This window comes from Sorangium sp. So ce426, from assembly GCF_051475585.1.
Lineage (GTDB): Bacteria > Myxococcota_A > Polyangia > Polyangiales > Polyangiaceae > Sorangium > Sorangium cellulosum_B.
This window is the reverse complement of sequence record NZ_CP150341.1, coordinates 1,694,278-1,717,503: the sequence shown is the minus strand read 5'-3', so window position 1 is coordinate 1,717,503 and position 23,226 is coordinate 1,694,278. Positions and strand designations below refer to the sequence as shown.

At 71.4% G+C, this 23,226-nt stretch carries 26 protein-coding genes; 15 read left to right on the top strand and 11 right to left on the bottom strand.

The window, feature by feature from the left end; all coding sequences use genetic code 11:
- A complete protein-coding gene (locus tag WMF44_RS06450) occupies positions 1 to 1,710 on the bottom strand; it encodes a WD40/YVTN/BNR-like repeat-containing protein (RefSeq protein ID WP_437298238.1) in 1,710 nt (569 codons plus the stop codon).
- Between the two features lie 204 nt (positions 1,711 to 1,914).
- Positions 1,915 to 2,715 carry a hypothetical protein gene (locus tag WMF44_RS06445; RefSeq protein WP_437298237.1) on the bottom strand — a complete coding sequence of 267 codons (801 nt, stop codon included), beginning with the start codon at positions 2,713 to 2,715 and terminating at the stop codon, positions 1,915 to 1,917.
- 218 nt (positions 2,716 to 2,933) lie between these two features.
- Here WMF44_RS06445 and WMF44_RS06440 point away from each other — a divergent pair, with 218 nt between their 5' ends.
- The 4 genes from WMF44_RS06440 to WMF44_RS06425 all read left to right on the top strand — a co-directional run bounded on the left by WMF44_RS06440 (position 2,934) and on the right by WMF44_RS06425 (position 6,793).
- A complete protein-coding gene (locus WMF44_RS06440; RefSeq protein ID WP_437298236.1) occupies positions 2,934 to 3,209 on the top strand; it encodes a barstar family protein in 276 nt (91 codons plus the stop codon).
- A 939-nt stretch (positions 3,210 to 4,148) separates the two neighbouring features.
- A complete protein-coding gene (locus tag WMF44_RS06435; protein WP_437298235.1) occupies positions 4,149 to 4,688 on the top strand; it encodes a hypothetical protein in 540 nt (179 codons plus the stop codon).
- 601 nt (positions 4,689 to 5,289) lie between these two features.
- Positions 5,290 to 6,531 carry a hypothetical protein gene (locus tag WMF44_RS06430; protein WP_437298234.1) on the top strand — a complete coding sequence of 414 codons (1,242 nt, stop codon included), beginning with the start codon at positions 5,290 to 5,292 and terminating at the stop codon, positions 6,529 to 6,531.
- Positions 6,532 to 6,553: 22 nt separating this feature from the next.
- A complete protein-coding gene (locus WMF44_RS06425) occupies positions 6,554 to 6,793 on the top strand; it encodes a choice-of-anchor Q domain-containing protein (protein WP_437298233.1) in 240 nt (79 codons plus the stop codon).
- 91 nt (positions 6,794 to 6,884) lie between these two features.
- On the opposite strand, the gene WMF44_RS06420 is transcribed toward WMF44_RS06425, so the two are convergent.
- Positions 6,885 to 7,595 (bottom strand): DUF3943 domain-containing protein, encoded by a 711-nt coding sequence (locus WMF44_RS06420; RefSeq protein WP_437298232.1) that lies wholly within the window; start codon positions 7,593 to 7,595, stop codon positions 6,885 to 6,887.
- A gap of 315 nt (positions 7,596 to 7,910) precedes the next feature.
- Here WMF44_RS06420 and WMF44_RS06415 point away from each other — a divergent pair, with 315 nt between their 5' ends.
- Positions 7,911 to 8,657 carry an SDR family oxidoreductase gene (locus WMF44_RS06415; protein ID WP_437298231.1) on the top strand — a complete coding sequence of 249 codons (747 nt, stop codon included), beginning with the start codon at positions 7,911 to 7,913 and terminating at the stop codon, positions 8,655 to 8,657.
- Positions 8,658 to 8,745: 88 nt separating this feature from the next.
- Here the strand turns inward: WMF44_RS06415 and WMF44_RS06410 are convergent, their stop codons facing one another.
- Together WMF44_RS06410 and WMF44_RS06405 are read right to left on the bottom strand one after the other, a co-directional pair.
- On the bottom strand, positions 8,746 to 9,252 hold the full coding sequence (locus WMF44_RS06410; RefSeq protein ID WP_437298230.1) for a hypothetical protein: 507 nt from the start codon (positions 9,250 to 9,252) through the stop codon (positions 8,746 to 8,748).
- A gap of 344 nt (positions 9,253 to 9,596) precedes the next feature.
- On the bottom strand, positions 9,597 to 11,162 hold the full coding sequence (locus WMF44_RS06405; RefSeq protein ID WP_437298229.1) for a PLP-dependent aminotransferase family protein: 1,566 nt from the start codon (positions 11,160 to 11,162) through the stop codon (positions 9,597 to 9,599).
- Between the two features lie 68 nt (positions 11,163 to 11,230).
- Here WMF44_RS06405 and WMF44_RS06400 point away from each other — a divergent pair, with 68 nt between their 5' ends.
- Both WMF44_RS06400 and WMF44_RS06395 read left to right on the top strand, forming a co-directional pair.
- The gene (locus tag WMF44_RS06400) at positions 11,231 to 12,511 is read left to right on the top strand and encodes a hypothetical protein (protein ID WP_437298228.1); all 1,281 of its coding nucleotides are present in this window, start codon (positions 11,231 to 11,233) and stop codon (positions 12,509 to 12,511) included.
- Positions 12,508 to 13,050, top strand: coding sequence for a GNAT family N-acetyltransferase (locus tag WMF44_RS06395; RefSeq protein WP_437298227.1), 543 nt, complete (start codon positions 12,508 to 12,510; stop codon positions 13,048 to 13,050). The genes WMF44_RS06400 and WMF44_RS06395 overlap by 4 nt, the downstream gene beginning before the upstream one ends.
- 58 nt (positions 13,051 to 13,108) lie before the next feature.
- On the opposite strand, the gene WMF44_RS06390 is transcribed toward WMF44_RS06395, so the two are convergent.
- Positions 13,109 to 14,554 (bottom strand): ATP-binding protein, encoded by a 1,446-nt coding sequence (locus WMF44_RS06390; RefSeq protein WP_437298226.1) that lies wholly within the window; start codon positions 14,552 to 14,554, stop codon positions 13,109 to 13,111.
- A 294-nt stretch (positions 14,555 to 14,848) separates the two neighbouring features.
- Between WMF44_RS06390 and WMF44_RS06385 the strand changes: the two genes are divergently transcribed.
- The 5 genes from WMF44_RS06385 (at position 14,849) to WMF44_RS06365 (ending at position 18,810) form a co-directional block, all read left to right on the top strand.
- Entirely contained in the window at positions 14,849 to 15,955 is a 1,107-nt protein-coding gene (locus WMF44_RS06385) for a substrate-binding domain-containing protein (RefSeq protein ID WP_437298225.1), read from the top strand.
- A 46-nt stretch (positions 15,956 to 16,001) separates the two neighbouring features.
- On the top strand, positions 16,002 to 16,832 hold the full coding sequence (modA, locus tag WMF44_RS06380; protein WP_437298224.1) for a molybdate ABC transporter substrate-binding protein: 831 nt from the start codon (positions 16,002 to 16,004) through the stop codon (positions 16,830 to 16,832).
- Complete coding sequence (locus tag WMF44_RS06375; RefSeq protein ID WP_437298223.1) at positions 16,829 to 17,644, top strand: ABC transporter permease; 816 nt, start codon at positions 16,829 to 16,831, stop codon at positions 17,642 to 17,644. The genes modA and WMF44_RS06375 overlap by 4 nt, the downstream gene beginning before the upstream one ends.
- A complete protein-coding gene (locus WMF44_RS06370) occupies positions 17,644 to 18,420 on the top strand; it encodes an ABC transporter ATP-binding protein (protein ID WP_437298222.1) in 777 nt (258 codons plus the stop codon). Before WMF44_RS06375 ends, WMF44_RS06370 begins: the two co-directional genes overlap by 1 nt.
- 159 nt (positions 18,421 to 18,579) lie before the next feature.
- A complete protein-coding gene (locus WMF44_RS06365; RefSeq protein WP_437298221.1) occupies positions 18,580 to 18,810 on the top strand; it encodes a hypothetical protein in 231 nt (76 codons plus the stop codon).
- Positions 18,811 to 19,121: 311 nt separating this feature from the next.
- Here the strand turns inward: WMF44_RS06365 and WMF44_RS06360 are convergent, their stop codons facing one another.
- The 5 genes from WMF44_RS06360 to WMF44_RS06340 form a co-directional block, all read right to left on the bottom strand.
- A complete protein-coding gene (locus WMF44_RS06360) occupies positions 19,122 to 19,613 on the bottom strand; it encodes a Fur family transcriptional regulator (RefSeq protein WP_437298220.1) in 492 nt (163 codons plus the stop codon).
- A 102-nt stretch (positions 19,614 to 19,715) separates the two neighbouring features.
- A complete protein-coding gene (locus WMF44_RS06355; protein ID WP_437298219.1) occupies positions 19,716 to 20,210 on the bottom strand; it encodes a DUF3368 domain-containing protein in 495 nt (164 codons plus the stop codon).
- The gene (locus tag WMF44_RS06350) at positions 20,207 to 20,461 is read right to left on the bottom strand and encodes a UPF0175 family protein (protein WP_437298218.1); all 255 of its coding nucleotides are present in this window, start codon (positions 20,459 to 20,461) and stop codon (positions 20,207 to 20,209) included. The genes WMF44_RS06355 and WMF44_RS06350 overlap by 4 nt, the downstream gene beginning before the upstream one ends.
- 127 nt (positions 20,462 to 20,588) lie before the next feature.
- Positions 20,589 to 20,948, bottom strand: coding sequence for an ArsR/SmtB family transcription factor (locus WMF44_RS06345; RefSeq protein WP_437298217.1), 360 nt, complete (start codon positions 20,946 to 20,948; stop codon positions 20,589 to 20,591).
- The gene (locus WMF44_RS06340; protein WP_437298216.1) at positions 20,932 to 21,450 is read right to left on the bottom strand and encodes an SRPBCC family protein; all 519 of its coding nucleotides are present in this window, start codon (positions 21,448 to 21,450) and stop codon (positions 20,932 to 20,934) included. The genes WMF44_RS06345 and WMF44_RS06340 overlap by 17 nt, the downstream gene beginning before the upstream one ends.
- 108 nt (positions 21,451 to 21,558) lie before the next feature.
- Here WMF44_RS06340 and WMF44_RS06335 point away from each other — a divergent pair, with 108 nt between their 5' ends.
- The 3 genes from WMF44_RS06335 to WMF44_RS06325 all read left to right on the top strand — a co-directional run bounded on the left by WMF44_RS06335 (position 21,559) and on the right by WMF44_RS06325 (position 23,211).
- On the top strand, positions 21,559 to 21,888 hold the full coding sequence (locus tag WMF44_RS06335; RefSeq protein ID WP_437298215.1) for an ArsR/SmtB family transcription factor: 330 nt from the start codon (positions 21,559 to 21,561) through the stop codon (positions 21,886 to 21,888).
- Between the two features lie 10 nt (positions 21,889 to 21,898).
- Positions 21,899 to 22,408, top strand: a complete 510-nt coding sequence (locus WMF44_RS06330) for an SRPBCC family protein (RefSeq protein WP_437298214.1) — start codon at positions 21,899 to 21,901, stop codon at positions 22,406 to 22,408.
- A 134-nt stretch (positions 22,409 to 22,542) separates the two neighbouring features.
- Positions 22,543 to 23,211 carry a glutathione S-transferase family protein gene (locus WMF44_RS06325; protein WP_437298213.1) on the top strand — a complete coding sequence of 223 codons (669 nt, stop codon included), beginning with the start codon at positions 22,543 to 22,545 and terminating at the stop codon, positions 23,209 to 23,211.
- Positions 23,212 to 23,226: the final 15 nt, after the last annotated feature.

The window sequence follows — 23,226 nt, the reverse complement described above, 5'->3', positions numbered from 1 at the left end:
TTAATCTGTCGACGCCCGATGCCGCCGGCGCAGCAGGAGGTTTTCTCCCAGCGCCCACACCTCGCCCCCGTCTCCGCGCACCTCGAACAGGGTGCCCCAGGTGCCGGACGCCTCGCCTCGCCAGGTGTGGCCCCCATCGATGGATCGCAGGAGCACGCCGCGCGCGCCGCACGCCCACAGCGTGCCGGCGTCGTCTCCCCAGAGGCTCCTGAGGCTGCCGGAGACCTGGGCCAGCACCTCCCAGGTCGCGCCGCCGTCTCGAGAGCGCAGCACGTCGCTGACGCCCTGTCCGCCAGCCACGAAGAGCTCGTCACCCCTGCCCCAGATGGCGGACAGATCGCGGGAGCTGCCGCTCTCCGCGGCTTCCCACGTGGCGCCGTCGTCGATCGTGCGGACGATGGTCCCGCCGGAGCCGACCGCCACGGCGCGCTGCTCCGGCCCTGCCCAGACGGCGCGGAGGCGCGGCTCGCGCGGGACCTCCAGCTCCAGCCATCGTGAACCGCCCGCGACGAGGCGGCAGACCCGACCCTCGATGACGGCGAACGCCCTTGTCTCGCCCTGCCCGTGGACCGAGGCGCCGCCAGGTTTGCCTGCCACTTCTATCCAGGAGCGCCCGCCGTCCTCGGTCCGGATCTGCGAGGCGCCCTCGCCGACAGCCAGGATCGTCTCGCCGCTGCCCCACACGGAGATCAGCGCGCCGGCGTCCTCCACGGCGCTCCTCTCCCAGGTCTGGCCGCCGTCGTGGGTTCGCGCGACGGTGCCTCCGTCGCCCACCAGCACGACCCTCCCCTGGCCATGCGCCCAGAGACCCCGGAGCTTCCCCCGGACTGGCACCTTTTCCCAGGGCCCGTCGAGCGGCGCGTCCCCTGCCTGGACTGGCACCTTGACGAAGCTCTTCCCGCCATCGAGGGATCGGGCGGCAGGGCCGTCTCCCACGCACCAGATCGCGCCCTGGTCATCGCCCCACGCAGCGCAGCGGTGCTGATCGGACCGGAGCGCCGTGCGCCTCCAGGTGCGGCCCTCGTCCTCGCTGACCGTCAGGATGCCGCTCTCGCCGGACGCGATCACGAGGCCCGCGGCGCCGAGCCACAGCGCCTTGATCGAGCGCCCGGTCCCGGTGGAATGCGACTCCCACGAGGCGCCCCCGTCCCGGCTCGCGTGGGCATGGCCGTCGCCGTCGCCCACAATAACGAGCCCGCCTCGCGCGCAGAGCGCCCTCGGACTCCGGCCCGGGACCTTGTGGCGCGTCCATGCCGCTCCTTGCAGGGTGGCGAGCTGTCCTTCGAGCGCCAGCGCGACGAAGCGGCCCTCGGCGTCGACCGCGGCGGCCTCCAGGCAGAGGTCTCCGGGGCTCGCCCCGGCTCCCCAGGTCTGGCCGTGATCGCCGGAGCGGAGCACCGTCCCGCCGAGCCCCACCGCGATGGCCTCGCCGTCGTCCCGCAGGGCGACGCCGCGCAGGTCCGCGTTTGCGCCGCAGCTCACGTCGGACCAGCGCTGCCCGTCATCGCGCGAGGACAGCAGGGTCCCGCAGTGTCCGGCGGCGATCAGCGCCGCGCCGGTGCCTGCGAGCGCGCTCAGATCCTGGCGGGTGGACGTCTGCATCCTCTTCCAGCGCTGGCCGCCGTCCTCCGAGCGGAGCACGTGCCCCTCGGATCCCGCGATGACGATCAGGCGACCTCGTCCCCAGACGGCGCTGTGCCGGATGCTCATTCCGGGCACGATACCAGGCCGGTGCACCGGGGCGCTCGCGATCGTGTCCAGGCCTCCACGCGCTGCCGGCGAAGGCTCGCGCGGGTCGACATCGTGGGTTGGCAACGGCGGTGGTCGTTCGACGTCTCATGTCCTCACCACAAGGAAGATCGGCGTGAGGACGGCGCCGTGTACCAGCTGCCCGACAACCGACAGGAGCGGGGGTCAGACATCACCGGGCTCCTTCCGGAAGAAGTGACCGTGCAGAAACTGCCCGTTCGCCGGATCTCGATGATAGTTGTACTTGAAGCAGCGGCTCGGGCAGCTCACATCGAATAGGCTTGGCGAATCGTGGACGCGCAGCACCGCCGAACACAGGGGGCAAACGGCCGCCACGCCCTCGTGCCTCGCGATGCAGCCGCAGAGGTGCTGGAGCTGTCGACCTTCCGCCTCGTATCGATCGCGGCGGGCGGGAGTCCAGAGGTAGAGCGGCTTGTTCCTTCTTGCGGAGAACGCCCTGGCCTGCGCATGGAACACCAGATCGACCTTGATCGTGTCATCGCCCGACGAACGATGGAACGCGAACTCGAACTTGTAGATGTCGCGGACCGCGCTGTTCGGACCGCAGTACCTTTCGGCGTCGTAGGCCGCCACCAGGGTTCCGCTCGTCGACTCGAAGGGCTGTTCGACCTGCGGCAGCAATTCCTTCTCCAGAAATGCGCCGAGCGCCTCCTTGAGCTCCGGGGTCATCGCTGCCGCGTGGTAGGCGCTCGCAAAGGGGCCGAATCGAATGTTGGCGAAGGCAGGATGCATCTTCGATCCCCAATACCGTCGTTCAGCAGCGGGCGCCAGAGCGACGGCGAAGCCCGCGGGCCGTGGCGTGAGAGCGGCCCCTTCGAACCATGGATAAGTTGTTGATACAGCGTCATTTTTCCAGGAGGGAGGCGGATCGCGCAAGGTGCTCGATGTCAACCAGCGCGTACAGCGTAACTGTACGGTGAACCGGTGATGCCGCAGGCCCTTCATCGCGGGCGATGTGGCGGCGGAGGGCGCCCCGGCCCCCTGGGGAGGCGTCGACCGCCGCCGGTGCTCGACGGACCTACCCCATGGCGCTGGACAGCATCGGGGCCTTGCGGCGCAGAGCCGGTTCATGCGACCTTTCGTGGGGGAGGCCACGAGAGGCGACGATCTCGACAGACCTGGTCAGGCGGCTTCGTTGACCCATCGAGGAACAGTGAGAAGACATGCGATCGATCGTCGTCGACTGCGCCCCCGTCCAGACAGAAGCAGACTTCTGGTCCGCGTACGTCATTGCGGCAGAGCCGGAAGGTGCGGCGTACTTTGGTCGGAACCTCGACGCCTTCTGGGACGGCCTGAACGGCGGCCCTGGGTGGCCGGGCGAATGTGAGCTCAAGCTCGTCAACACACAGTCCTTGCATCGGCTCCGCGACGGGCAGTTTGTTCGAGCGTTGCGCGACATCGCCAGTCGATCCACCTTTGTGAAAGTCACACTCGAGTAGCCTTCCACCCCGCCATACCGGCCGACGGCCTCCCGTCGCGGCTGAATGTCACAGGACCCGTGTGTTGCAGGATCGCGGGGAGGTCGTGGCGGTCCTCACGCGAATCGACCTTCCCGGGAGCTCGGAGCCCTTCGCGCGCTCGTGGGACGTACCCAAGAGAGCGCTCCTCAACATGATCCAGGCGGTCCACTCCATCATCAGCATGCTGGAGGCGAGCCACACGGAACGGGCGCTTGCTCTGATCTCGCAACGTCAGCGCGCTCGATAGCACCGTTTCATTTCTCGAACGCCGCCGTTCCAGCCCGCCGTCTGGCGTCGCCCACGGTGTCGCTGCATACTCTGGACGTGATCCTTGCGCGGTTGCGGGGTGGGCCGGATGCGCCTGCCTCCGTACCTCGGGCTGCAGCGGGCTCATCATGCGGCACCGCCGCTGCGGAGGGCATCACGGCGGATGGAACCTGGCCTCGATGATCCGCCGCGGTGCTCCGGGCCGATCCTTCCAGCGTGAGGGTCGCGCGCGGGCGCTGCGGCTCTTCCAGGCTGGCGATTGCCGTGAAGGGAGACGAGATCGCGAGCGGCACGCGCCTCGCCGAGCTCTGGGACCCACGAGCGAACTGCAGAGCCCGGCTGAAGGCAGGGCCTGTTCTACTGACCGAGCGGCTAGGACCCGATTGCCATTTTCACCTCGACCAGAGATATCCATGAAAACAACACGCTCGTTTAGACATTGACAGCGTTTCCGCTTGTGAGAATGATGCCTCCGCGCTGGCAGATGAAGCACGGGACGGGCTCTCCGCTGCGGAGCCCACAGCGCATCTTGCGGCGTGACCAAGACGCACCAATGAATCCCTGCGCCTGGCCACGCGCTTGGCTTGGAAACATAACCCATCATAACAGCACATTGGTTGACACATGAAACACACTCGTCACACGACGTCCATGGGCGCCCTGATCTGCGGCCTTGTCGGCGGAGTCATCTCGCTGAGCGCACCCGCTGAAGCTCAAGCGGTGGAATTTGGAGTATATGAAGGAGAAACTTGCCCCGTAGGATACACGCCGCTGCTCCCAGTCGACGCCTTCTGGACGTTTATCGCCAGCTGCGATGAGCTCCCCTATTCAGGAGTCTTTCGTCTCGCGGACGGGAGTTCGATAGACGGCCCGTGGAACAACTGCCAGCAGCATGCCAACGACACCCGCGAGCTGGACTACGTCCTCTGCAAACCCAACTACCAGCTCTTTGACATCGGCGGGACTACCTTTGCGGTAGTGAGAGGCGGAGATCAGTGCCTGGAAGGCTTCGAGCACGTGGATTTTGCTACCGCGTCCGCCTACTCCGATGAGATATGCACTCACGTCGGGTACTGGGGGATTGCGAGGATCGGTGGAGGGGGCTCCATCGACGGCGTAGGTTACGGTTGCGGCATCCGCGCGACCGACTCTCGCGAGCTCGGTGATGCCATCTGCGTAGAAAGCGAGTGAACATCCCGAACCAGAGGCAGCTCGCGCGATCCCGACCAACGTGAGGTCTGGGTGACGCGCGACGGAGCCGTCCACGACCGCCGCGTGACGCTCGCTCCTGCCGGCGCTCGATGGTGAAGCCCGAGGTCATCTCGTCGAGGCCGATGTCACTGACGTCCCCGTCTGCCGTGAGGACGCGCGACTGGGTCGAATCCCTCCAGAGCACGTCGTAGAGCGTCACCTTGAAGCCGGCGGGGAAGCCGGCGGAGCTGATCCTTGTGTCCCAGGCGCCGCCGCCTCCGACGAGCTCGTCGCGGAGGTGACGAGCCATGCCTCAACGCGCTCGCCTGCGCTGCCGCCCCTCCGATGCCCACCACCCCGGTCACGAGGCGCAGGGTGGGAATTCCCACAACGAGCTACGTGGAAGAGAGGACTTGATGAAGCGCTGAATGACGTCAGGTGAGAGCGTTCTTGGAACCAGGAAAATGCGCATGGCAGTCGTACCGCGAGCTGACAAACTGGAAAGGCGCGGAAGGGCTGCGTGCGATGCTGAGCGGATCCACGCCCAAGACGCCTCCGCGCGCGCTGCATTCCTTTCTCACGGAGGGGGCCGAGGATGGGCATGGAACGAAGAGCCGTGTCAGCGTTCGTCGCGCTGGCTGTCGTGGTCGCAGGGTCGCGCGCTGCGCGCGCACGCACCATCGACGTGCCGGAGGACTACCCGACGATCCAGGCCGCCGTTGATGCGGCCGGGAACCACGACAGGATCCGCGTCGCCACGGGCACGTACCCGGAATCCATCGCGTGGACCGGCAAGTCCATCGCGCTGATCGGCGCCGGGCCGGACGCGACGCTCGTGGATCCGAGCCTCGGGCCGGGCGGCCGGTGTCTGATGCTGGTCGACGTCCCCCATGGCACCCGGGTGGAGGGCTTCACCTGCCAGAACGGCACGACCGACGCGATCAACCCGGACGGCGGCGGGATGCTGATCCAGGGGGGCAGTCTGCAGGTCAAGAGGGTGGTTTTTCAGAACAACCTCGCGTCCAGGGACGGAGGTGGATTGTGGATCGAGGGGGCCGACGTGACCCTCCACGAGGTCAGCTTCCTCAACAACGAGGCCTCCATCAGCAGCGGCGGCGGACAGGGCGGTGGGCTGGGCATCACGCTCGGTGGCGAAGTGAAGGTCGTGCGATCCATCTTCTCCTTCAATTTCGCCAACCCATCAGGGGGCGGGCTCGCCGTCCGTGACGGCAGCAGCGCGAAGGTGGTTGAGTCCCGTTTCGAGGGGAATTTCGGCAGGAGCGGGGGCGGGATCTTGTCCTCCGACAGCGAGCTCAGGGTCTCTGGCTCCATCTTCTCCGGCAACGTCAGCGACTTCAGCGGGGCCGCGCTCCGCGCCTCCAACAGCAGCGTCGAGGTGGCCGATTCGACGATCGACGGTAATGACTCGGACGCACGCCAGCAGCATGTAGTCAGCGTCAGCGGGAGCCTGGCGATGTTCCGGTCGAGCGTCACCGGCAACCTGGGCGGCGGAATCTCGTCCGTCGGCGACCTCACGGTGCTCGACTCCTTGTTCGCGAACAACACCGCGACGAGGGGTGGAGCGATCAACGCCACGGGCACCGCGCGCGTGACCAACAGCGTCTTCTTCGCCAACACGGCGAACGGCGCGGGCGGCCTCAACGACATCGAGGCGCAAGGCGGAGCGATCTACGCGGACGGCGATCTGGACGTGACGCACTGCACCTTCTACGGCAACCAGGCCCAGGGCTTCAACCCCCCCCTCGGATGGCGGCGGGATCTACGTGGCCTCCGGGACCACAACGGTGCTCAACTCAATCCTCTGGGGAGACTCGCCCAATGAGATCGCGGGCCCCGGAACGGCCGTGATCACCTACAGCGACGTGATGGGCGGCTATCCGGGCGCGGGCAATATCGACCAGGATCCCCTCTTCGTTGCCCCTGCTGGCGGCGATCTGCACCTCCAGGCTTCCTCGCCCGCCCGGGATGCCGGGCTCCTCACTCGTGGCCTGCCAAGGACGGATCTGGACGGGAATCCGCGCGTCGCGGGAGCCGCTCCCGACATGGGCGCCTACGAGATTCGCCGACGAAGGAGAGGGTGTTGAATGACCTCGCAGGGATGGGAGGTTCGCCCCGGGGTCGTGCACGCGCCGCAGCGGCACCACGAACACCGAAGTCGCTCGCGCAGCGCGGGGCCTAGCAGCCGAAGACCCCGGCGCCCCGCTCGATCTCGCCGAACGGATCCATGAGCGCGCGCAGGATCAGGCGCGCCGGCCCGCTCTCGATGCCCCCCGCCGCGCGCCAGGTCGCGTACCGGAGCTCGCCCAGGAGGACCCCGGCGAGCGGCGTGTAGACCAGATCGAGCGCCGAGGGCCGGACGCCGTTGGCCTCGTAGCCGTACTCCCAGAGGTGCGTGCCGGCGATGGCGAACGCGAGCGCGGCCGGGGCGCCGAAGCGGCATATCCGCGCCCTGAGGTACATCTCGCTCCCGAGCAGGCCGTGGCCGACCACGTTGATCGGCCACGGGTCGTGATCCCACCGGAAGGCGGGCTGAGCGGCGTCGAAGATCGGCGGCTTCGTGAGCGCCTCGCCGTAGTGGTATCCCCATCGCTCCGCACGAAAGTCGGCGAAAGGCTCGGGCCACAGCACCGCCTCCACGCTGCGGGTCACCGTGAGCACGGCCAGGGTGTGCACGATCGGCGGCGCCCAGGCGGGCTCCACGGCGTCGGTCGCAGCGGCGCGGGGCCACGCCTGAGGCTCCCCCGTGGCAGGCGCGCGCTCCGGCAAGGGGGCCGGGAGGCCAGGTGGAAAGGCCGACTCGGCCGGAGGGACCGCCGTGGTCCGGCCGGCGCACGCGGAGACGAGCACGGCGACGGAGGCGGCGGCGAACAGGCGGATCGGGGCCATGGGACGAGCGGCCGCGTCGCGAGGTGGATGCGGCGACCAGACCCAAGTCTAGAGCGACAAACGGGCTGAAGCCCAATGCAAACAGCAAGAAGCTGAACTACCAAGCAAGAAGTTGAACCGCCAAGTCGCCAAGGACGCCAAGATTTTGATGTCTTCTTGGCGTCCTTGGCGACTTGGCGGTTCATTTTCATCTCTCCTTGGCGCCCCTTGCGGCTTGCCGGTTGATTTCTCCGGTTTCCAAGGCGGCATGCTCTGGCGCGACCGCGGGGCTGACGGCGCGCCGCCTCGCCGCGGGCTCGCGTAGGCTCCCGCGCCATGGCCGACATCATGCTCATCACGGGCGGCAGCCGCGGGATCGGCGCCGCCACCGCGCTGCTCGCCGCGAGCCGAGGCTACGCGGTCGCCGTGAGCTACCTGCGCGACGAGGGCGCCGCGGCGAGCGTCGTCGACGAGATCCGCGCGCACGGCGGCGCCGCCCTCGCGATCGCGGCCGACGTGAGCCGCGAAGAGGACGTCGTGCGCCTGTTCCAGACCGTCGACCGCGACCTCGGCCCGATCGCGGCGCTCGTCAACAACGCGGGCGTGGTCGACCGGCAGGCGCGCCTCGAGGACATGACCGCGGCGCGCGTGGAGCGCATCCTCTCGACCAACGTCGTCGGCAGCTTCCTGTGCGCGCGCGAGGCGGTCCGGCGCATGTCGACGCTCCGCGGCGGCAAGGGCGGCGCCATCGTGAACGTCTCCTCGCGGGCGTCGCAGCTCGGCTCTCCGGGCGAGTACATCGACTACGCCGCCTCGAAGGCCGCCGTCGACACGCTCACGATCGGCCTCGCGAAGGAGGTCGCCGCCGAGGGGATCCGGGTCAACGCCGTGAGGCCGGGGATCATCGCGACCGACATCCACGCGAGCGGAGGCGATCCAGGGCGGGTCGAGCGGCTCCAGGCGAGCCTGCCGCTGGGCCGCGCCGGCAGCCCCGAGGAGGTCGCGCACGCCATCCTGTGGCTCGCCTCCAGCGAGTCCTCCTACTGCACCGGCTCCCTCCTGGACGTCGCCGGCGGCCGCTAGCGCCGCCCGCCAGCCGTCTGGCCAGGGACTGGCGACGTCGCTGCATCGCCCTGCCGGGGGCGAAGCCGGGCCGCTCGCGCGCTCGGCCTCAGAGGTCCATGAGGCAGTCGCAGCCGCACTGGACGGTGGCCTCCTGCTGGTTGTATTGCCGCGAGCCGAGGGCACAGCCGGATTCTTCCCACGTGTCCGTGTCCGTCACCTCGTACGAGCACATCCCCGTGCCGGTCGTCTCGTCGTACCCGTTGAACTCGCAGATCTCCCGACAGAGGATGTCCCAGACCTCCGGGTTGTCGTCCCGGATCGCCTCACACTCGTTCTCCGCGTGGGCCTCGAGCGCGTCGATCGCGCGGCTCTCGGCGTTCTTCTTCCGCCCGATGAGGGAACAGGACGAGCCGACGCCGTACGCTTCCATCTCGAACATCGACATGGCCACGGGGACACACCCGAACCCTTGATATTCGTTCTCGATCGGGCTGGCGAGCGCCTCGACCTCCTCCACGTCGGTCCCCTGCGAACCTTCGAGCCCGCCGCAGCCCAAAGCCGAGCCAACCGACAGCATGAGCACGGATATCCCCACGATCTTCTTGAGCAGCATGAATGTCTCCTCCGTCAACGAGGTCACGGGGCTCGCGGATTGCGACTTCGATGCCAGCCCGTCCTCGCGGCGAGGACCCGCGCGATCTCCGCATGCGCGCGGTCCGCTCCTGCTTCTGGCGCTCGCGCGCCCGTTCTGCGACGCCGGGGGGCCTGCCACACCGACCGGGTGTGACAGGTGTCAGGTGTGGCAGGAGGTGACACGGCGATGGCGTGCCTCGGCGTGCTCCTCGGAACGCGCCCGGACCAGCGGGCCGGATCGCGGACGAGCCCTGCTCGTACGGCGCGGTGGTGGGCGCGGCGCTCGCTCACGACGGGCGGTACCCGCATCCTGGGGGACAAGCACTATCGCGGCGGCGACCCCGGCGGCGCGCCGGCCTCGCCCGCGCCGATCGCCTGCGTCACGACGGCCGCCAGCGTCCGCGCCGCGTCCCGGAGCGCGCCCTCCGAGTGCGCGCCGAACCCCAGGATGAGCCCGGGCGCGCGCGGCGCGCGCGCCGCCGTGCTGCGCGAGAGCGGCAGCGCGTCCACGCCCCGCGCCGCGAGCGCCTGGACGATGGCGACGTCGTCCGCGCCCGCGGGCAGGTCGAGCGTCAGCACCGAGCCGCCCGCGGGCGCCCGCGCCCGGACGGCGCTCGGCAAGAGCAGCCCGAGCTCCGCGAGCAAGAGGTCGCGCCGGCGCCGCGTCGCCTGCTTCAGCTTCCGGAGGTGGCGCGCGAAGTGGCCCTCGTCGATGAAGTCGGCGAGCGCGGCCTGCAGCAGGTAGGGCGGCGAGCGGGTCGACGCCGCGCGCACCAGGGCCACGGCGCGCACAAGCGCGGGCGGCACGATCATGAAGCCGAGCCGCAGGCCCGGGAACAGCGAGCGGCTGAAGGTCCCCACGTGGATCACGCGATCCTTCACGCCCTCGAGGTCGAGGCTGAGGAGCGAGGGCAGCGGGGTGCCGTCGAACCGCAGCTCGCCCTCGTAGTCGATCTCGACGACCACGGCGCCCGCCCTGGCGGCCCAGGACAGCAGCTCGATGCGCCGCGGCAGCGTGAGCCGCGCCCCCGAGGGGAACGCGTAGGCCGGCGACACGAAGGCGACCCGCGCGCGCGGGGCGCCCCGACGTCGATGCGCGCCGGCGTGCACCCGGAGCCCGTCCTCGTCGACCGGGATCGGGATCAGCCGCGCGCCCGCCATGCGCACCGCCGCGCGGAGGGCGAGCGGCCCCGGGTCCTCCACCCAGGCGGCGTCGCCCGGGTCGAGCAGCGCGCGGCAGCACAGGTCCACCGCGGCCTGGGATCCCTCCGTGATGAACACCTGGTCGACCGTCGCGCGCACGCCGCGGGCCACCGCGATGTGGTGGAGCACCGCGCGCCGGAGCAGCGGCGCGCCCCGCGGATCGTGATCGAGCGCGTCGGCCGCCGACATCGAGCGGACGCGGCGCGCGAGGCACCGCTCGAGGATGCGCCACGGGAGCAGCTCGAGGTCCGGCAGGCCGACCCCGAACGGGCGCGACCGCGCGCGGCCGCCGAGGAGCGCGTCGAGCTTGTCGGGGGGCACCACCGCCGAGAGCCGCCGCGCGCTCTTCGACGTGCGCGGCGCGGCCGCCGCCGGCGGGACGCGGGCGGCGCCCTGCCACCCCGCGCGCGCCGGCACGTGCGCGACGACCGGCGCCCGCCGAGGGCGCACCACGATGGTGCCGTCCGCGGCCAGCGCCTCGTACGCCGCCACGGCGGTGTTGCGCGACACGCCGAGCTCCCGCGCGAGCTCGCGGGACGACGGGAGCGGGTGATCGGGCTGGAGGACGCCGTCCAGCACGGCGCGGCGCAGCTGCTCGACCAGCTGGGCGGCCAGCGTCGCCGGCGCGCCGCGCTGCAGGTGAAGGAAGGCGTGGGCGGCGTGGGAGGTGGAGCGCGCTGGCACCATCGAGATCGGCTTCGCTGGCCCTTTCCAGGGTGCCAGATCCGGGGCACCGTGTCGACGAGGAGCCAGCCATGCCCACCGCCGACGACCCGAGGCTGTCGACCGCCCGCAAGCGGCCCACCGCCCGCGAGCGGCCCACCGCTCCCCCGCTGCGGCCGCTCGAAGGCGACAAGACGGGTGAGCTCTCGTCGCGCATCGCCCGCCGCGCGGCCGAGGCGCACGCCGGTCAGCCGCTCGATCGGCTCCTCGCCGAGGACCTCCCCGGCAACGAGCTGACCACGCTCCTGCTCCATTGCCTGCGCCGGCGCGCGCTGCGGCGGGGCTTCGCCGACGTCCTCGACCACGCGGAGCGCGCGCCCATGACGCACGCCTCGACGGCGGACGCGCGGCGGCTGCACGCCCTCGACGCGGCGGCGTACGCGGCGGCGGCGGGCTTCGAGGCGGTGGATCTCGCCCCGATCGGGCCGCTCGGCGCCACGGCGTGCGCGGGCGTCGAGCCGAACAACGTGCTCGCGACGGTCCGCTTCGCCGAGGTCGCCGCGGATCCCACGACGGGGCTCGCGCTGCACGCCGCGCGGCGCCGGCGCGGGACCCGGGGCGGCGAGCCGCTGCGGTTCTGCGCGAGCCAGCGCGTCCTGCGCATGCAGCCCACGACCCAGCCGGGCTTCACGCCGCACTTCCGCCTGTTCGCCCTCGTGACGGCGGCCCGCTCGCCAGGCCGCGGCGAGGACGACGCGTGCGAGCGGCGCGCCCTGCTCGAGCACCTCGTCGTCTGGGCGGACCTCGTCCGCGCGCTGCCGCACGCGGGCTTCCGCGCCGCGGGGCTGCGCGTCGTGCTCTCCGACACGTCGCTGGTCCGCGCGAGCCTCGGCGCGCGCGGCGTCGACGCGGGCGCGATGGCGCGGCGGGCGAAGGCGCACGAGCCCGGGTCGTCCGAGGCGGCCCTGCGCGAGGCCGGCGTCGATCTGCCGCGGCGCGCGGCGGATCTCGTGGGGGCCGCGCGGTCCCTCGGCCTCGGCCCCGAGCTCCTCGCGCGCGCCGAGCGCTGGGTCGCCGAGGTGAGCGAGCCGCTCGCCCGCGCGCGGCCGGAGGTCGAGGTCGTGCACGATCTCGGGCGGCTGCAGGGGCTCGGCTACTACGCCGGGCCGTTCATCCAGCTCGTCCTCCGCCGGGACGACGGCCTCGAGCTCCCGCTCGGGGACGGCGGCGCCTTGCCGTGGCTCGGCGCGCTGCTCTCGAACCGCCGCGAGCGGATGGTCGCGACCGGCATCGGGAGCGAGATCCTCGTGAAGCTCTTCGATCGATCGGAGGCTCGGGCCGGCGAGGCTCGACCGGAGGGAACGACGCCATGATCCTCGAGATGCCCGCGTTCACCCTGCGTCCCTGGGCGGCCGCCGACGTCGGCGCGCTCGTGAAGAACGCGAACGACCGCCGCGTCTGGGCGAACCTGCGCGATCGCTTCCCGCACCCGTACACGCGCGACGACGCCGAGGGCTGGATCGCCCACTGCGCGGCGCGCGCGCGGCCCGGCGAGGCCCTGGCAATCGTGGTCGCCGGCGAGGCGGCCGGCGGCATCGGCCTCGAGCGACTCGACGACGTGCACCGGAACACCGCGGAGCTCGGCTACTGGCTCGGCGCGGCCTACTGGGGCCGCGGGCTGGCGACCGAGGCGGTCATCGCGCTGACGCGGTACGGCTTCGAGCAGCTGGGCCTGGAGCGCATCCAGGCGGGCGTCTTCGACTGGAACGGGGCGTCCGCCCGCGTGCTCGAGAAGGCGGGTTACGCGCTCGAGGCGCGGATGCGCCGCCACGTCGTGAAGGACGGGCGGCTCGGCGACGTGCTGCTCTACGCGCGCGTCCGGGAGGGCGCGCTGGCCGGCGGGCAGCCGTGAAGCGCCGGGCGGCACGGGCGCCGCCGCGCGCCGCGCGCCGCGTTGGTTGCTCGACGCCTCACCCGCGCGGGCGGCCCTCGCCTCCCGCCGAGGGCGCGGGCGCCTCTGCCGCCGCGGGCGCCTCTGCCGCCGCTGGCGCCTCGGCCGCCGCGGGCGCCTCTGCCGCCGCGGACGCCTCGTGCCCCGCCGCCTCGGCGATCGGGAGCGTGAAGTAGAACCGGGCGCCCTGCCCGACCTCGCTCTCCACCCAGATGCGGCCGCCGTGCGCGTCGACGATCCCCTTGGCGATGTAGAGCCCGAGGCCGGTGCCCTTCTTCCCGGGCGTCTCGTCCTTCCAGAACCGCTCGAAGATGCTCGTGAGGTTCTGGGGGGGGATCCCCGGCCCCGAGTCGAGGACGGCGAAGCGGGCCATCGCCCCGTCCCGGTCCACCGAGAGGGTCACCTGGCCGCTCTTGGGCGTGAATTTCAGCGCGTTGCCGAGGAGGTTCGACAGCACCTGGAGCACGCGCTCCCACTCCGCGCGGATCACGAGCCCGGGCTCCTTCAGCGATTGCTCGAACCGGACCTGCTTCGACTCGGAGAGCGGCCCGAACATCTCCATGGTCTCGTGCAGGAGATCCTCCACCGCGCACGGCTTCGGCGTCACCGAGAACCTGGAGGCTTGCATCGTCGTCACGTCGAGCATCGTCCTGATGAGGCGCTCCATCCGCAGCGAGACGTGCTCGATCGACTCCGCTTGCTGCCGTGTTCGCTCGGAGTCGGCGCCCCGCCGCAGCCACGCCGCCTTCAGCGCGATGGCGCCGAGCGGGTTGCGCAGATCGTGGGCCACGATGCCCATGAGCTCGTCGCGGGCCGCCAGCGCCAGGCGCGCGGCGTCGCGCGCCTCCCGCGCCTTGTGGTACGGGCCGCCGAGGAGCTTCGTGAAGTACCAGGCGATCCCCAGGCCGGCCAGCACCAGCAAGCCCAGCAGGCCATCGAGCCACAGCTCCAGCCGGACTCGCTCCGTCTTCGCGTCATCGTAGAGCTGCTTGAGGATGGCTTGCTTGTGGTCGGCGAGGCGGGCGAGGGAGCCCTCGAGATCACGGTGACGCGGCCTCAGCTCCTCATCGAACCGGCGCACGAGCTCGCTCGCGTCGTCGGTCCGCTGCCGTGCGGCGAGCAGCTCGTCCTGCACCCGGACGAACTGCCTGGCCGCCTGTTCGACCTCGGCCACTCGCTGAAGACCGGTCGGGCTGAGCGCCCGGTCGCGAAGCGCGCTGACGTTCTCGTCGAGGCGCGCCCTGGCGCTCTTCGCCTGCTCGAGGAGCTCGCGATCGCCGGAGATGAGGTAGCCCCTGCCGTGAGACACGATGAGCTCGCTGCTCCACCGGAGCCGCTCCGCGAGCGTGATCTCGTGCTCTTTGGCGCGTAGCCGATCGATCTGAGCCTCGGCGACGGACGAGAAGCGCCGCACCGAGAACGCCATGCCGAGCGCCAGGAGCAGGGTGAGGATGGCGTAACCCATCCTCGCCGTGGCCTCGAAGCGCGTCCGCGTCGGAATGACCGAAGTTCCGTCCTCTCGACGGGCGTCGGCGGATCCGTGGGGCTGAGCCACTCGGCGAAGGCTAGGCCGCGTTGCGCGAAGAGCAAGGCGCCCCGGCGCCGCGCCGCACGGCGAGGCGCGCTCCGGCGGCGAGCGGGAGCGTGGCAGGACGACGCGCGACGAGCGGGGCGACTCGACCTGTCGAGGGGGCGAGGGGCATTTCAAGGCCGCCAACCGATGACAAGCAATCGTTCCTCGGTGTAAAGAGGTTGCGTCATGACGGACCGAGCGGCGAACCGGGTTCGCGAGCGGCGCGAGGCGCGCGGGCTGACCCAGGTTGCTCTCGCCGAGCGCGCCCGCCTCACGAGGCAGAGCGTTGGCGCCATCGAGGCGGGCCGCGCGACCCCGGCGGTCGACGTCGCGCTGCGCCTCGCGAGCGCCCTCGACTGCTCGGTCGAGGTCCTCTTCGGGGAGCCGAGCGCGGTGGCGGACCTCGCGACCGAGACCGACGCTCCGGCGGCGCTGGGCCGCGCCGCGGTCGCGCGCATCGCGGATCGCTGGGTCTCCTACCCCCTCGAGCAGGACGCGGTGCGGATGGCCGCGGACGGCATCGTGACCGGCGAGCGGCGCGGGAGGGCCGTCGTCGAGCCGCTCCGGGCGCTCGCCGAGGTCGAGGAGAACGTCGTCGTGATGGGCTGCGCGGCCGGCCTCGGGCTGCTCGCCGACCGGCTCAACACGAGGCCGGGGCCGGGGCGGTTCCTCTGGTTCCCCCGCTCGAGCACCGCGGCCCTCCAGGCGCTGGCCCGGCAGCGGACCCACGTCGCGGGCGTCCACCTCGTCGACGCGCGCACCGGCGAGGCGAACGTCGCCGACGTCCGCCGGCTCGGGCACGCCGAGCCGATCGTCCTCATCACGCTGGCGCGCTGGGAGGCGGGCTTCCTCGTCCGCCGCGAGGACGCCGGCCGCATCCGCGGCGCGGCCGACCTCGATCTCCCCGGCCTGCGCGTCGCCGGCCGCGAGGCGGGCGCCGGCGCCCAGCGGCTCCTCGAGCGCGAGGTCCGCGGCCACGGGCTGCCGCTCGAGCTCGCGCGCAAGCCGCACCTGCGGGTCGCCGGCCACCTCGACGTCGCGCGCGCCGTGGCGATGGGCGCGGCGGACACCGGCGTCGCGACGCGCGACGCGGCGATGGCGTTCGGGCTCGGCTTCGTGCCTCTGGCCGAGGAGCGCTACGACCTCGCTGTCCCGCGCGAGGGGCTCGCCGACGGCAGGGTGCAGCGCCTGCTCGACGTCCTCGTCTCAGGGGAGTTCCGCCGTGAGCTCTCGGCGCTCGCCTACGACGCTCGCCAGGCGGGCGAGCGGGTCGCCGAGGTGCGAGCGGCATGACGGCGCGGACCGAGCCAGGGAACGACGGAACAGAGGAGCCTCCCGGATGAATTGCCCCCGACGACAGCTGGTGCGCGCCCTCCCCCTCCTGATCCTCGCGGCGTGCCTCGCCGTCCTCGGCGGCTGCAAGCGCTCGGAGCCGGCGTCCGCCCAGCGAGAGGACAGCCTCGTCGTCTTCGCCGCAGCCTCCCTCCGGGACGTGTTCACCGCGCTGGGAGAGGATTTCAAGCGCTCCTATCCGGGCGTCGAGGTGACGTTCAACTTCGCCGGCACGCAGGAGCTCCGCACGCAGCTCGAGCACGGCGCCGCGGTCGACGTGTTCGCCTCGGCGGATCAGCGCCACATGGACGAGCTCGTGAAATCTCAGCGCGCCGCCGGCCCCGTCGTCTTCGCGCGCAACGAGCTCGTCCTCGTCGTCGCGAGCGAGAGCGCCGCGACAGTCCGGGGGCTCGCCGACCTCCCCGCCGCGACCCGCATCGTCGTCGGCACCCCCGAGGTCCCGATCGGCCGCTACACGCTGCAGATCCTCGATCGCGCGTCGGCCTCCCTGGGCGGGGATTTCCGCGCGCGCGTGGAGTCCAAGGTCGCCTCGCGCGAGCCCAACGCGCGGCAGGTGCTCGCCAAGGTGCGCCTCGGGGAAGCGCAGGCGGGCGTGGTCTACAGGACGGACGCGCAGGCGGCGCAGGACGGCGTGGTCGTCGTGGCGATCCCGCCCGAGGTCAACGTCCTCGCCGAGTACCCGATCGCCGTCGTGTCCGGCGCCGCGCACCCCGGGCTCGCGCGCGCGTGGGTCGACCTCGTGACGTCGGAGGCCGGCCGGACGGCGCTGTGGCGCGCCGGGTTCCTGGTGCCTTCCGGCGGGGGCGCGCCTCGGTGAGCGGGCGCCTCCGCGCGGAGCGGGTCGCCCTGGCCGCGGTCGGCGCGGTCCTCGTGGCCTTCCTTGCCGTCCCGATCCTGGCCTTGTTCGCGACGGCCACGGCGGGGGACGTCGCGCAGGGGCTCCGCCACCCCCTCGTGTGGCCCGCGCTGCGCCTGAGCCTCCTGACGACCTGCGCGAGCCTCGCCGTCGTGGTCGTCCTCGGGACGCCGCTCGCCTGGGCGCTGGCGCGCTCGCGCGGGCGGCTCTCGCGCGCGGTCGAGGCGGTGGTGCAGCTGCCCATCGTCGTCCCGCCCGCTGTCGCGGGCGTCGCGCTGCTGCTCGCGTTCGGCCGCCGCGGGCTCCTCGCCGGGTGGCTCTACCCCGCGGGGTGGTCGGTCTCGTTCACGACGACGGCGGTCGTCGTCGCCGAGGTGTTCGTCTCGGCGCCGTTCTTCGTGCAGGCGGCGACCAGCGCGTTCCGGAGGGTCGACGCGCGGCTGCTCGTGGTGGCGCGGACCTTCGGCGCGTCGCCGCTCCGGGTGTTCTTCCGCGTGGCGCTGCCGCTCTCGGCCCCTGGGCTCGCCGCGGGGGCCGCGATGAGCTGGGCCCGCTCCCTCGGCGAGTTCGGCGCCACGCTCATGTTCGCCGGCAACCTGGAGGGGCGGACGCAGACGCTGCCGCTCGCCATCTACACGGCGCTCGAGTCGGAGCTGCGCGCCGCGCAGGCGCTGTCGATGGTCCTCGTCGTCGTGGCGTTCACGCTGCTCCTGTTCGTGCGGGCCGTGCTGCGGCGCTCCACCGAGGCCGAGCGCCCCGAGGCGGCGCCGTGATGGCGGCGGAGCGCCTCCGCGCCCGCGTGACCGCGCGCGTCGGGCGCCTGCGCATCGAGGCCGAGCTCGACACCGGCGGCGGGTCGCTCGTCCTGGTGGGGCCGAACGGCGCCGGCAAGACGACCCTGCTCTCGCTCCTCCTGGGCGTCTTCCCCGTGGAGCGAGGGCGCGTGGAGGTCGGCGAGGCGGTGCTCCTCGACACGGCGGCCGGGATCGACGTGCCGGTCGAGCAGCGCGGGATCGGCTATGTGCCCCAGGACTACGCGCTGTTTCCGCACCTCAGCGTCCGCGAGAACGTCGCGTTCGCGGTGCGGAGCGATCCCGCGCGGCGGGGGCGCGCGGCCGGCGCCGAGGTCGTCGACGCCATGCTCGCCGACCTCGGCATCGCCGCGCACGCGCACCGGCGGACGCAGGCGCTCTCCGGCGGCGAGAAGCAGCGCGTGGCGCTCGCCCGCGCGCTCTCGGTGAGCCCGCGGGCGCTGCTCCTCGACGAGCCGCTCGCCGCGCTCGACGTCCACTCGCGCCGCGCGGTCCGGGCGTTCCTCTCGGACTACCTGCGGACGCTCGCCATCCCCACCGTCGTCGTCACGCACGACGCCACGGACGCGCGGCTCCTCGGAGATCGCATCGCCGTCCTCGAGGCAGGGCGCGTGACGCAGGCAGGCACCTGGGAGGAGCTCTCCGCCCGACCGGCGTCGCCCTTCGTGGAGGAGTTCGTCGCCTCGGCGCGCAGCGCCGCCGACGCGCCGCCCTCCCGGCGCGCGGATTCAGCCTGAAAATTCGGCAAGAAGCAGCGAAGACCATCTGCCACGGCCGGATCTCCGGTCACGAGGCCATCCGTCCGTCCGTCGCCCCCCCAGCGCGCAGCTGCCACCCAGCGCGATGATATTGAAAATGAGAATCATTCGCGTTACCGTCTCGCTCGGGAGGTCGACTTGTCAAACCCGAAGGACTGTCGTCACGAAACCCTCGCGCACAACGGCGTCGCGCACGTCCAGCGGTGCCTGGACTGCGGGAGTATCTCGATTCATCTCGGCCCCATCTCCGTCCGGCTCGACGATTCAAGCCTGGAGGCGCTGTGGGCGGTGCTCGGAGAGGCCACCGCGGAGCTCCACGCGAGGAAGACGACCGAGGTGCTGAACGTCATGAGGCGAGGTGTCGCGTGAGGGCCCGGGCGCTCGCGCGCGCGTCCTCGACGGCCCTTCCGCTGGACGGGCCCTGGGGGACGTTCGGCGTGCGGGTCCGGGGGCTCGCGTGCGCGGCCATGGGGCGCCTTGGTCGGTGGGTCGCCGCGGCCGGCTGCGCGGCGATGTTCGGCTTCGTCGGCGCGTTCGTCGCCCTGAGCGCCGGCTGGATCGCGTGGCCTGGCTACCTGGCGGCGGTGTCCGGGTCGCTGCTCGTGTACGCCGCCTGCCTCGCGGTCGGGCACGCCGGTGATCCGGTCGCGCTGCGGCGCCGGCAGGGCGCCTCTCGCGCGTCAGCCCTCGACGCCGGAAGCGCTGCAGTCCTTGCAGACCCCGAGCAGCTCGTGGACGTGGCCCGTCAAGCGGAAGCCGAATCTCTCCGCGACATCGCGCTGAAGAACCTCGATCGCCTCGAACTCGAACTCCACGACCTTGCCGCAGCGTGTGCAGATCAGGTGGTCGTGATGTTCACGCTCGAACGCCCGCTCGTACCGCGCGCCGTCGCCCTTCGACACGAGCGTCATCTGGAGGAGCCCCGCCTCCACCAGAAGGGGTAGGACGCGGTAGACGGTGGCGGGATGAGCGTCGATGATGCCGCCCTCGCGGAGCTCCTTCAGCAGGTCGTCGACCGAGAAGTGCCCTCGCCTGAGGAGCGCCGCGCGCGCGATGGCGTCGCGGACCGACGACCCCTTCAGGCCGCGCTGCCGCACCGTGCGCCGCAGCCGCTCCAGTGCCCGCTCGAGGCCGGCCTCGTCGAGCGCGGGCGGCTGGATCACATGGCGCACGCGGGGGACTATACGAACCGTTCGCAAGATGGTCAACGCTGGCCCAGCACCTCGGCGGGTGCGCGGCATCGTGGGCTGGAGCTCGCCTGTCCGGCGCCGCCGTCAGTCCGCCTCCCCTGCTCTCTCCAGCACCGCACGCCAGACGGGTGTGGCCAGGCGAAACCCGAATGTCTGCAGGCGTTCCAGCTCAGGACGGACCAGGTCGAGAAGCCCGCGCTCCTTCGCGACCACAAGGACGCCAGCCGTTCCGGTGATGTGCAAGCCCAGGGATGTCGCGACAGTTCGCGCGTATCCGTCGTCCAGAAGGACCAGCGATCCAGGGAGCGACCGCGAGAGCGCTATCCCCTCGGTTTCCCCGGCGCCAAGCCCGTCGATCCCCTGGAGCGCATGAGCAGGGGGCGATCGCAGCTCGATCCAGTCCAGGGTGGTCACGTCGGGCAGATCCCTGCCCAGGCGAAGCCCTACGTTGAGCTCTGCGACGACGGCAGGTGGGACGAGCAAGCGCCGATAGAGATGTTGCAGAAGCTCGAGGCGCCCGAGGCGGTGAAGGTAGCTCAGCGGCCCCGTATCGCTGATCACCGCGACCGGAAGCGTCATCTCGCCGCCGTCTTGGCAACATCCACATCGGCCGGGTCGAACGCCGCGGTCGGGATGCCGATCTCCGCGAGCCGGGCGGCGAAGCGAAACCGCTCCACGCATGCGATTTCGGCGGCCTTGGCCAGCGACACCCGGCCTTCCTCGTAAAGGCGGATCGCGGCGGCGAAGGCGATCTCGGACGCCAGCCGTTCGGCCGGCACCTGCAGCGCTGCGCAGAGGTCGTCGGGAACCGTCAGGGCGACGATGGTCATGCCTCTGAGTATCGCGCGAAGCGCTCCGGTGTCGAGGTCGGCTCGGGGGCCACAGCCGGCGTCCGCGTCGCGATCCTGGGCGGCGCTCGACTGCCTCGCCCGAATGCGTGCGCGGCAAGCCGTTCTCCTAGCGCTTTTCCCGTTCACGCGTCGACGGCGGAGGCTCCTCGACCATCCGGCGCAGCCGATCGAGCGCGCGATCCCAGCCTGCGGAGATGCCGTCGAGGAACACGCGGGCTTCCTCGATCCGCCGCGGCTCGAGCGCGTAGAGGACCTCGCGCCCGCGCCGCTCGTGCGTCACGAGGCCCGCGCCCTCGAGCACCCGGAGGTGCTTCACGATCGCCTGTCGCGTCACCTTCGCTCCGTCGGAGAGCGCTGTCGCCGACAGCGCCCCTCCGGCCCCGAGCCGGGTCACCACCGACAGCCGCGTCCCGTCGCCGAGGGCGAAGAAGACGTCCGCGACCGCCGGTTCACACGCTTTCGACATACTTCGCGATGTTCTCGGCCTGAGCGGCCCATCCCCCCTCGTTCATGCGGAACGCGCGCTCGCGCCGATGCGCCGGCACACGGTCGAAGCCGGACTCCACGATGGTGAGCAGGGTGCCTTCAGCGACCCCCTCGAGGCGGAACTCGACGAGCGTCGTCGGCTCGTTCTCCGGGTCGGCCTCGGCGTCGATGCCATACGGGATCCAGCGAAAGCTGAAGTACCGCTCCGGCTCGACGCGCTCCACCGTGCAGAACACCGCGTTCTCCTCCGGGAGCTTCACCTTCGAAGGCCGGAGACCGCGGCTCTTCTGGTAGTCCATGATGGCGGCCTCGTTGAGCTCCTCGTCGAAGATGCCGGTGAGCGTCTTGCCCGCGACGAACTCACCCTCGAGCTCGACCCCGAACCAGCGCCCGAACTCCCGGGCGTCGGCGATCGCCCGCCACACGCGTGACACGGGCGCGCGCAGCGTGACCCGCTTCTCGATCCTGTCCGTCGATGCCATGTGCAACCTCCTGGATGCACAATACCGAGCCGCCTGACGAAGTGCAACCATCTGATTGCACTTCGTCCTTCGCTTGACTTCAGGGAGCCAATCCACAACCATATGGTTGTGGATTCGCTGAGCACGACCCTGGCCGCCCTGAGCGACGCCACCCGGCGCGCGATCCTCGTGCGGCTCAAGGCGGGGCCTGCGTCGGTGCACGAGCTGGCGCAGCCGTTTCAGATCTCGCAACAGGCCATCTCCAAGCACCTGGCGACCCTGGAACGAGCGGGTCTCATCGAGAAGCGGCGCGACGGGCGGCAGCACGTTTGCCAGCTCAACCCCGCGCCGATGCGGGAGGTGGCGAGCTGGGTCGAGCAGTACCGGCAGCACTGGGACGAGGCGTTCGGCCGCCTGGACGACCTCCTGCACGAGCTGCATCCGCCGAAGAAAGGGTGATCACGTCACGATGCAATTCTCTCAAACCCCTCATGAGCCCACGGTCCTCATCGAGCGCACGTTCGACTTTCCGCGCGACGTGGTGTTCGATGCGTGGACGAACCCCGACCTGCTGGCGCGCTGGTTCGCGCCGCGGGGGTGCACCCTCCGCTTCGCGCGGATCGACGTCCGGCCGGGAGGGGGCTTCCACTCGTGCATCCACAACCCGCAGTTCGGCGATTGCTGGACCGTCGGTGTCTACCGCGAGGTCGTGCGGCCGGAGCGGCTCGCGTTCACCCTGCGGATCGCCGACGCGAACGGGGATCCCGTCTCCTCCGAGAGCCAGGGGCACGATCGGGAATGGCCCGAGGAGACGCTCGTGTCGATCACCTTCACCGAGCGAAGCGGGCGGACGCTCGTGAGGCTCGAGCAGAACGTGAGCGAGGCGCTCGCTCGCCGGACCGGCGCGCACCCGAGCTGGCTCCAGATGCTGGACGCGCTCGGCGAGGAGCTGGCGAGGGGCGCGCGGAGGCCCGGCTAGGACATCGATGAGGCTGATTTTGCGAGAATTTCGGGCGCTCCGATGGAGCGCGCGACGGTCTCGCCGGATGCTTGCAGACACGAACCACTTGCAGACACGAACCGCTCGCAGACACGCGAAGCAGCAAGGCCACCATGACGACACCGATCCTCTACGCCCACCCCTTCTCGTCCTACTCCCAGAAGGCCTTCATCGCCTTCTACGAAAAGGACGTCCCTTTCGAGCTGCGCCTGCTGGAGCCTTCCAACCCGCAGGCCGGCGCCGAGCTGGCCGCGCTCTGGCCGCTCGGCAAGTTCCCCGTGCTCCGGGTCGGTGACCTCGCCCTGTGGGAGGCGAGCATCGTTGTCGAGTGGCTCGACCAGGCCCATCCGGGTCCTGCCCGCCTGATCCCGCCCGATCCGGACGCCGCGCTCCAGGTGCGGATGTTCGACCGCATCTTCGACAACTACGTCATGAACATGATGCAGGTGATCGTGAACAACCGCATTCGCGCGATGCAGTCCAACCCGCGCGATGAGCACGGGGAGGTTCTGGCCCGCGCGGCCCTGGACAAGGTCTACGCCTGGCTCGACGGAGAGCTCGCCGGCCGCACCTGGGCGACAGGCGAGGCCTTCACCCTCGCCGACTGCGCCGCCGCCCCGTCGCTGTTCTACGCCGACTGGGTCCACCCCTTCGACGATCGCCCGAACCTGCGCGCCTATTACCGCCGCCTGCGCGAGCGCCCGTCCGTCGATCGTGCCGTGGACGGCGGCCGCCCCTACCGCCACTACTTCCCGGGCGGCGCGCCGGCCGATCGCGACTAGTTCCGCCCGCCAGAA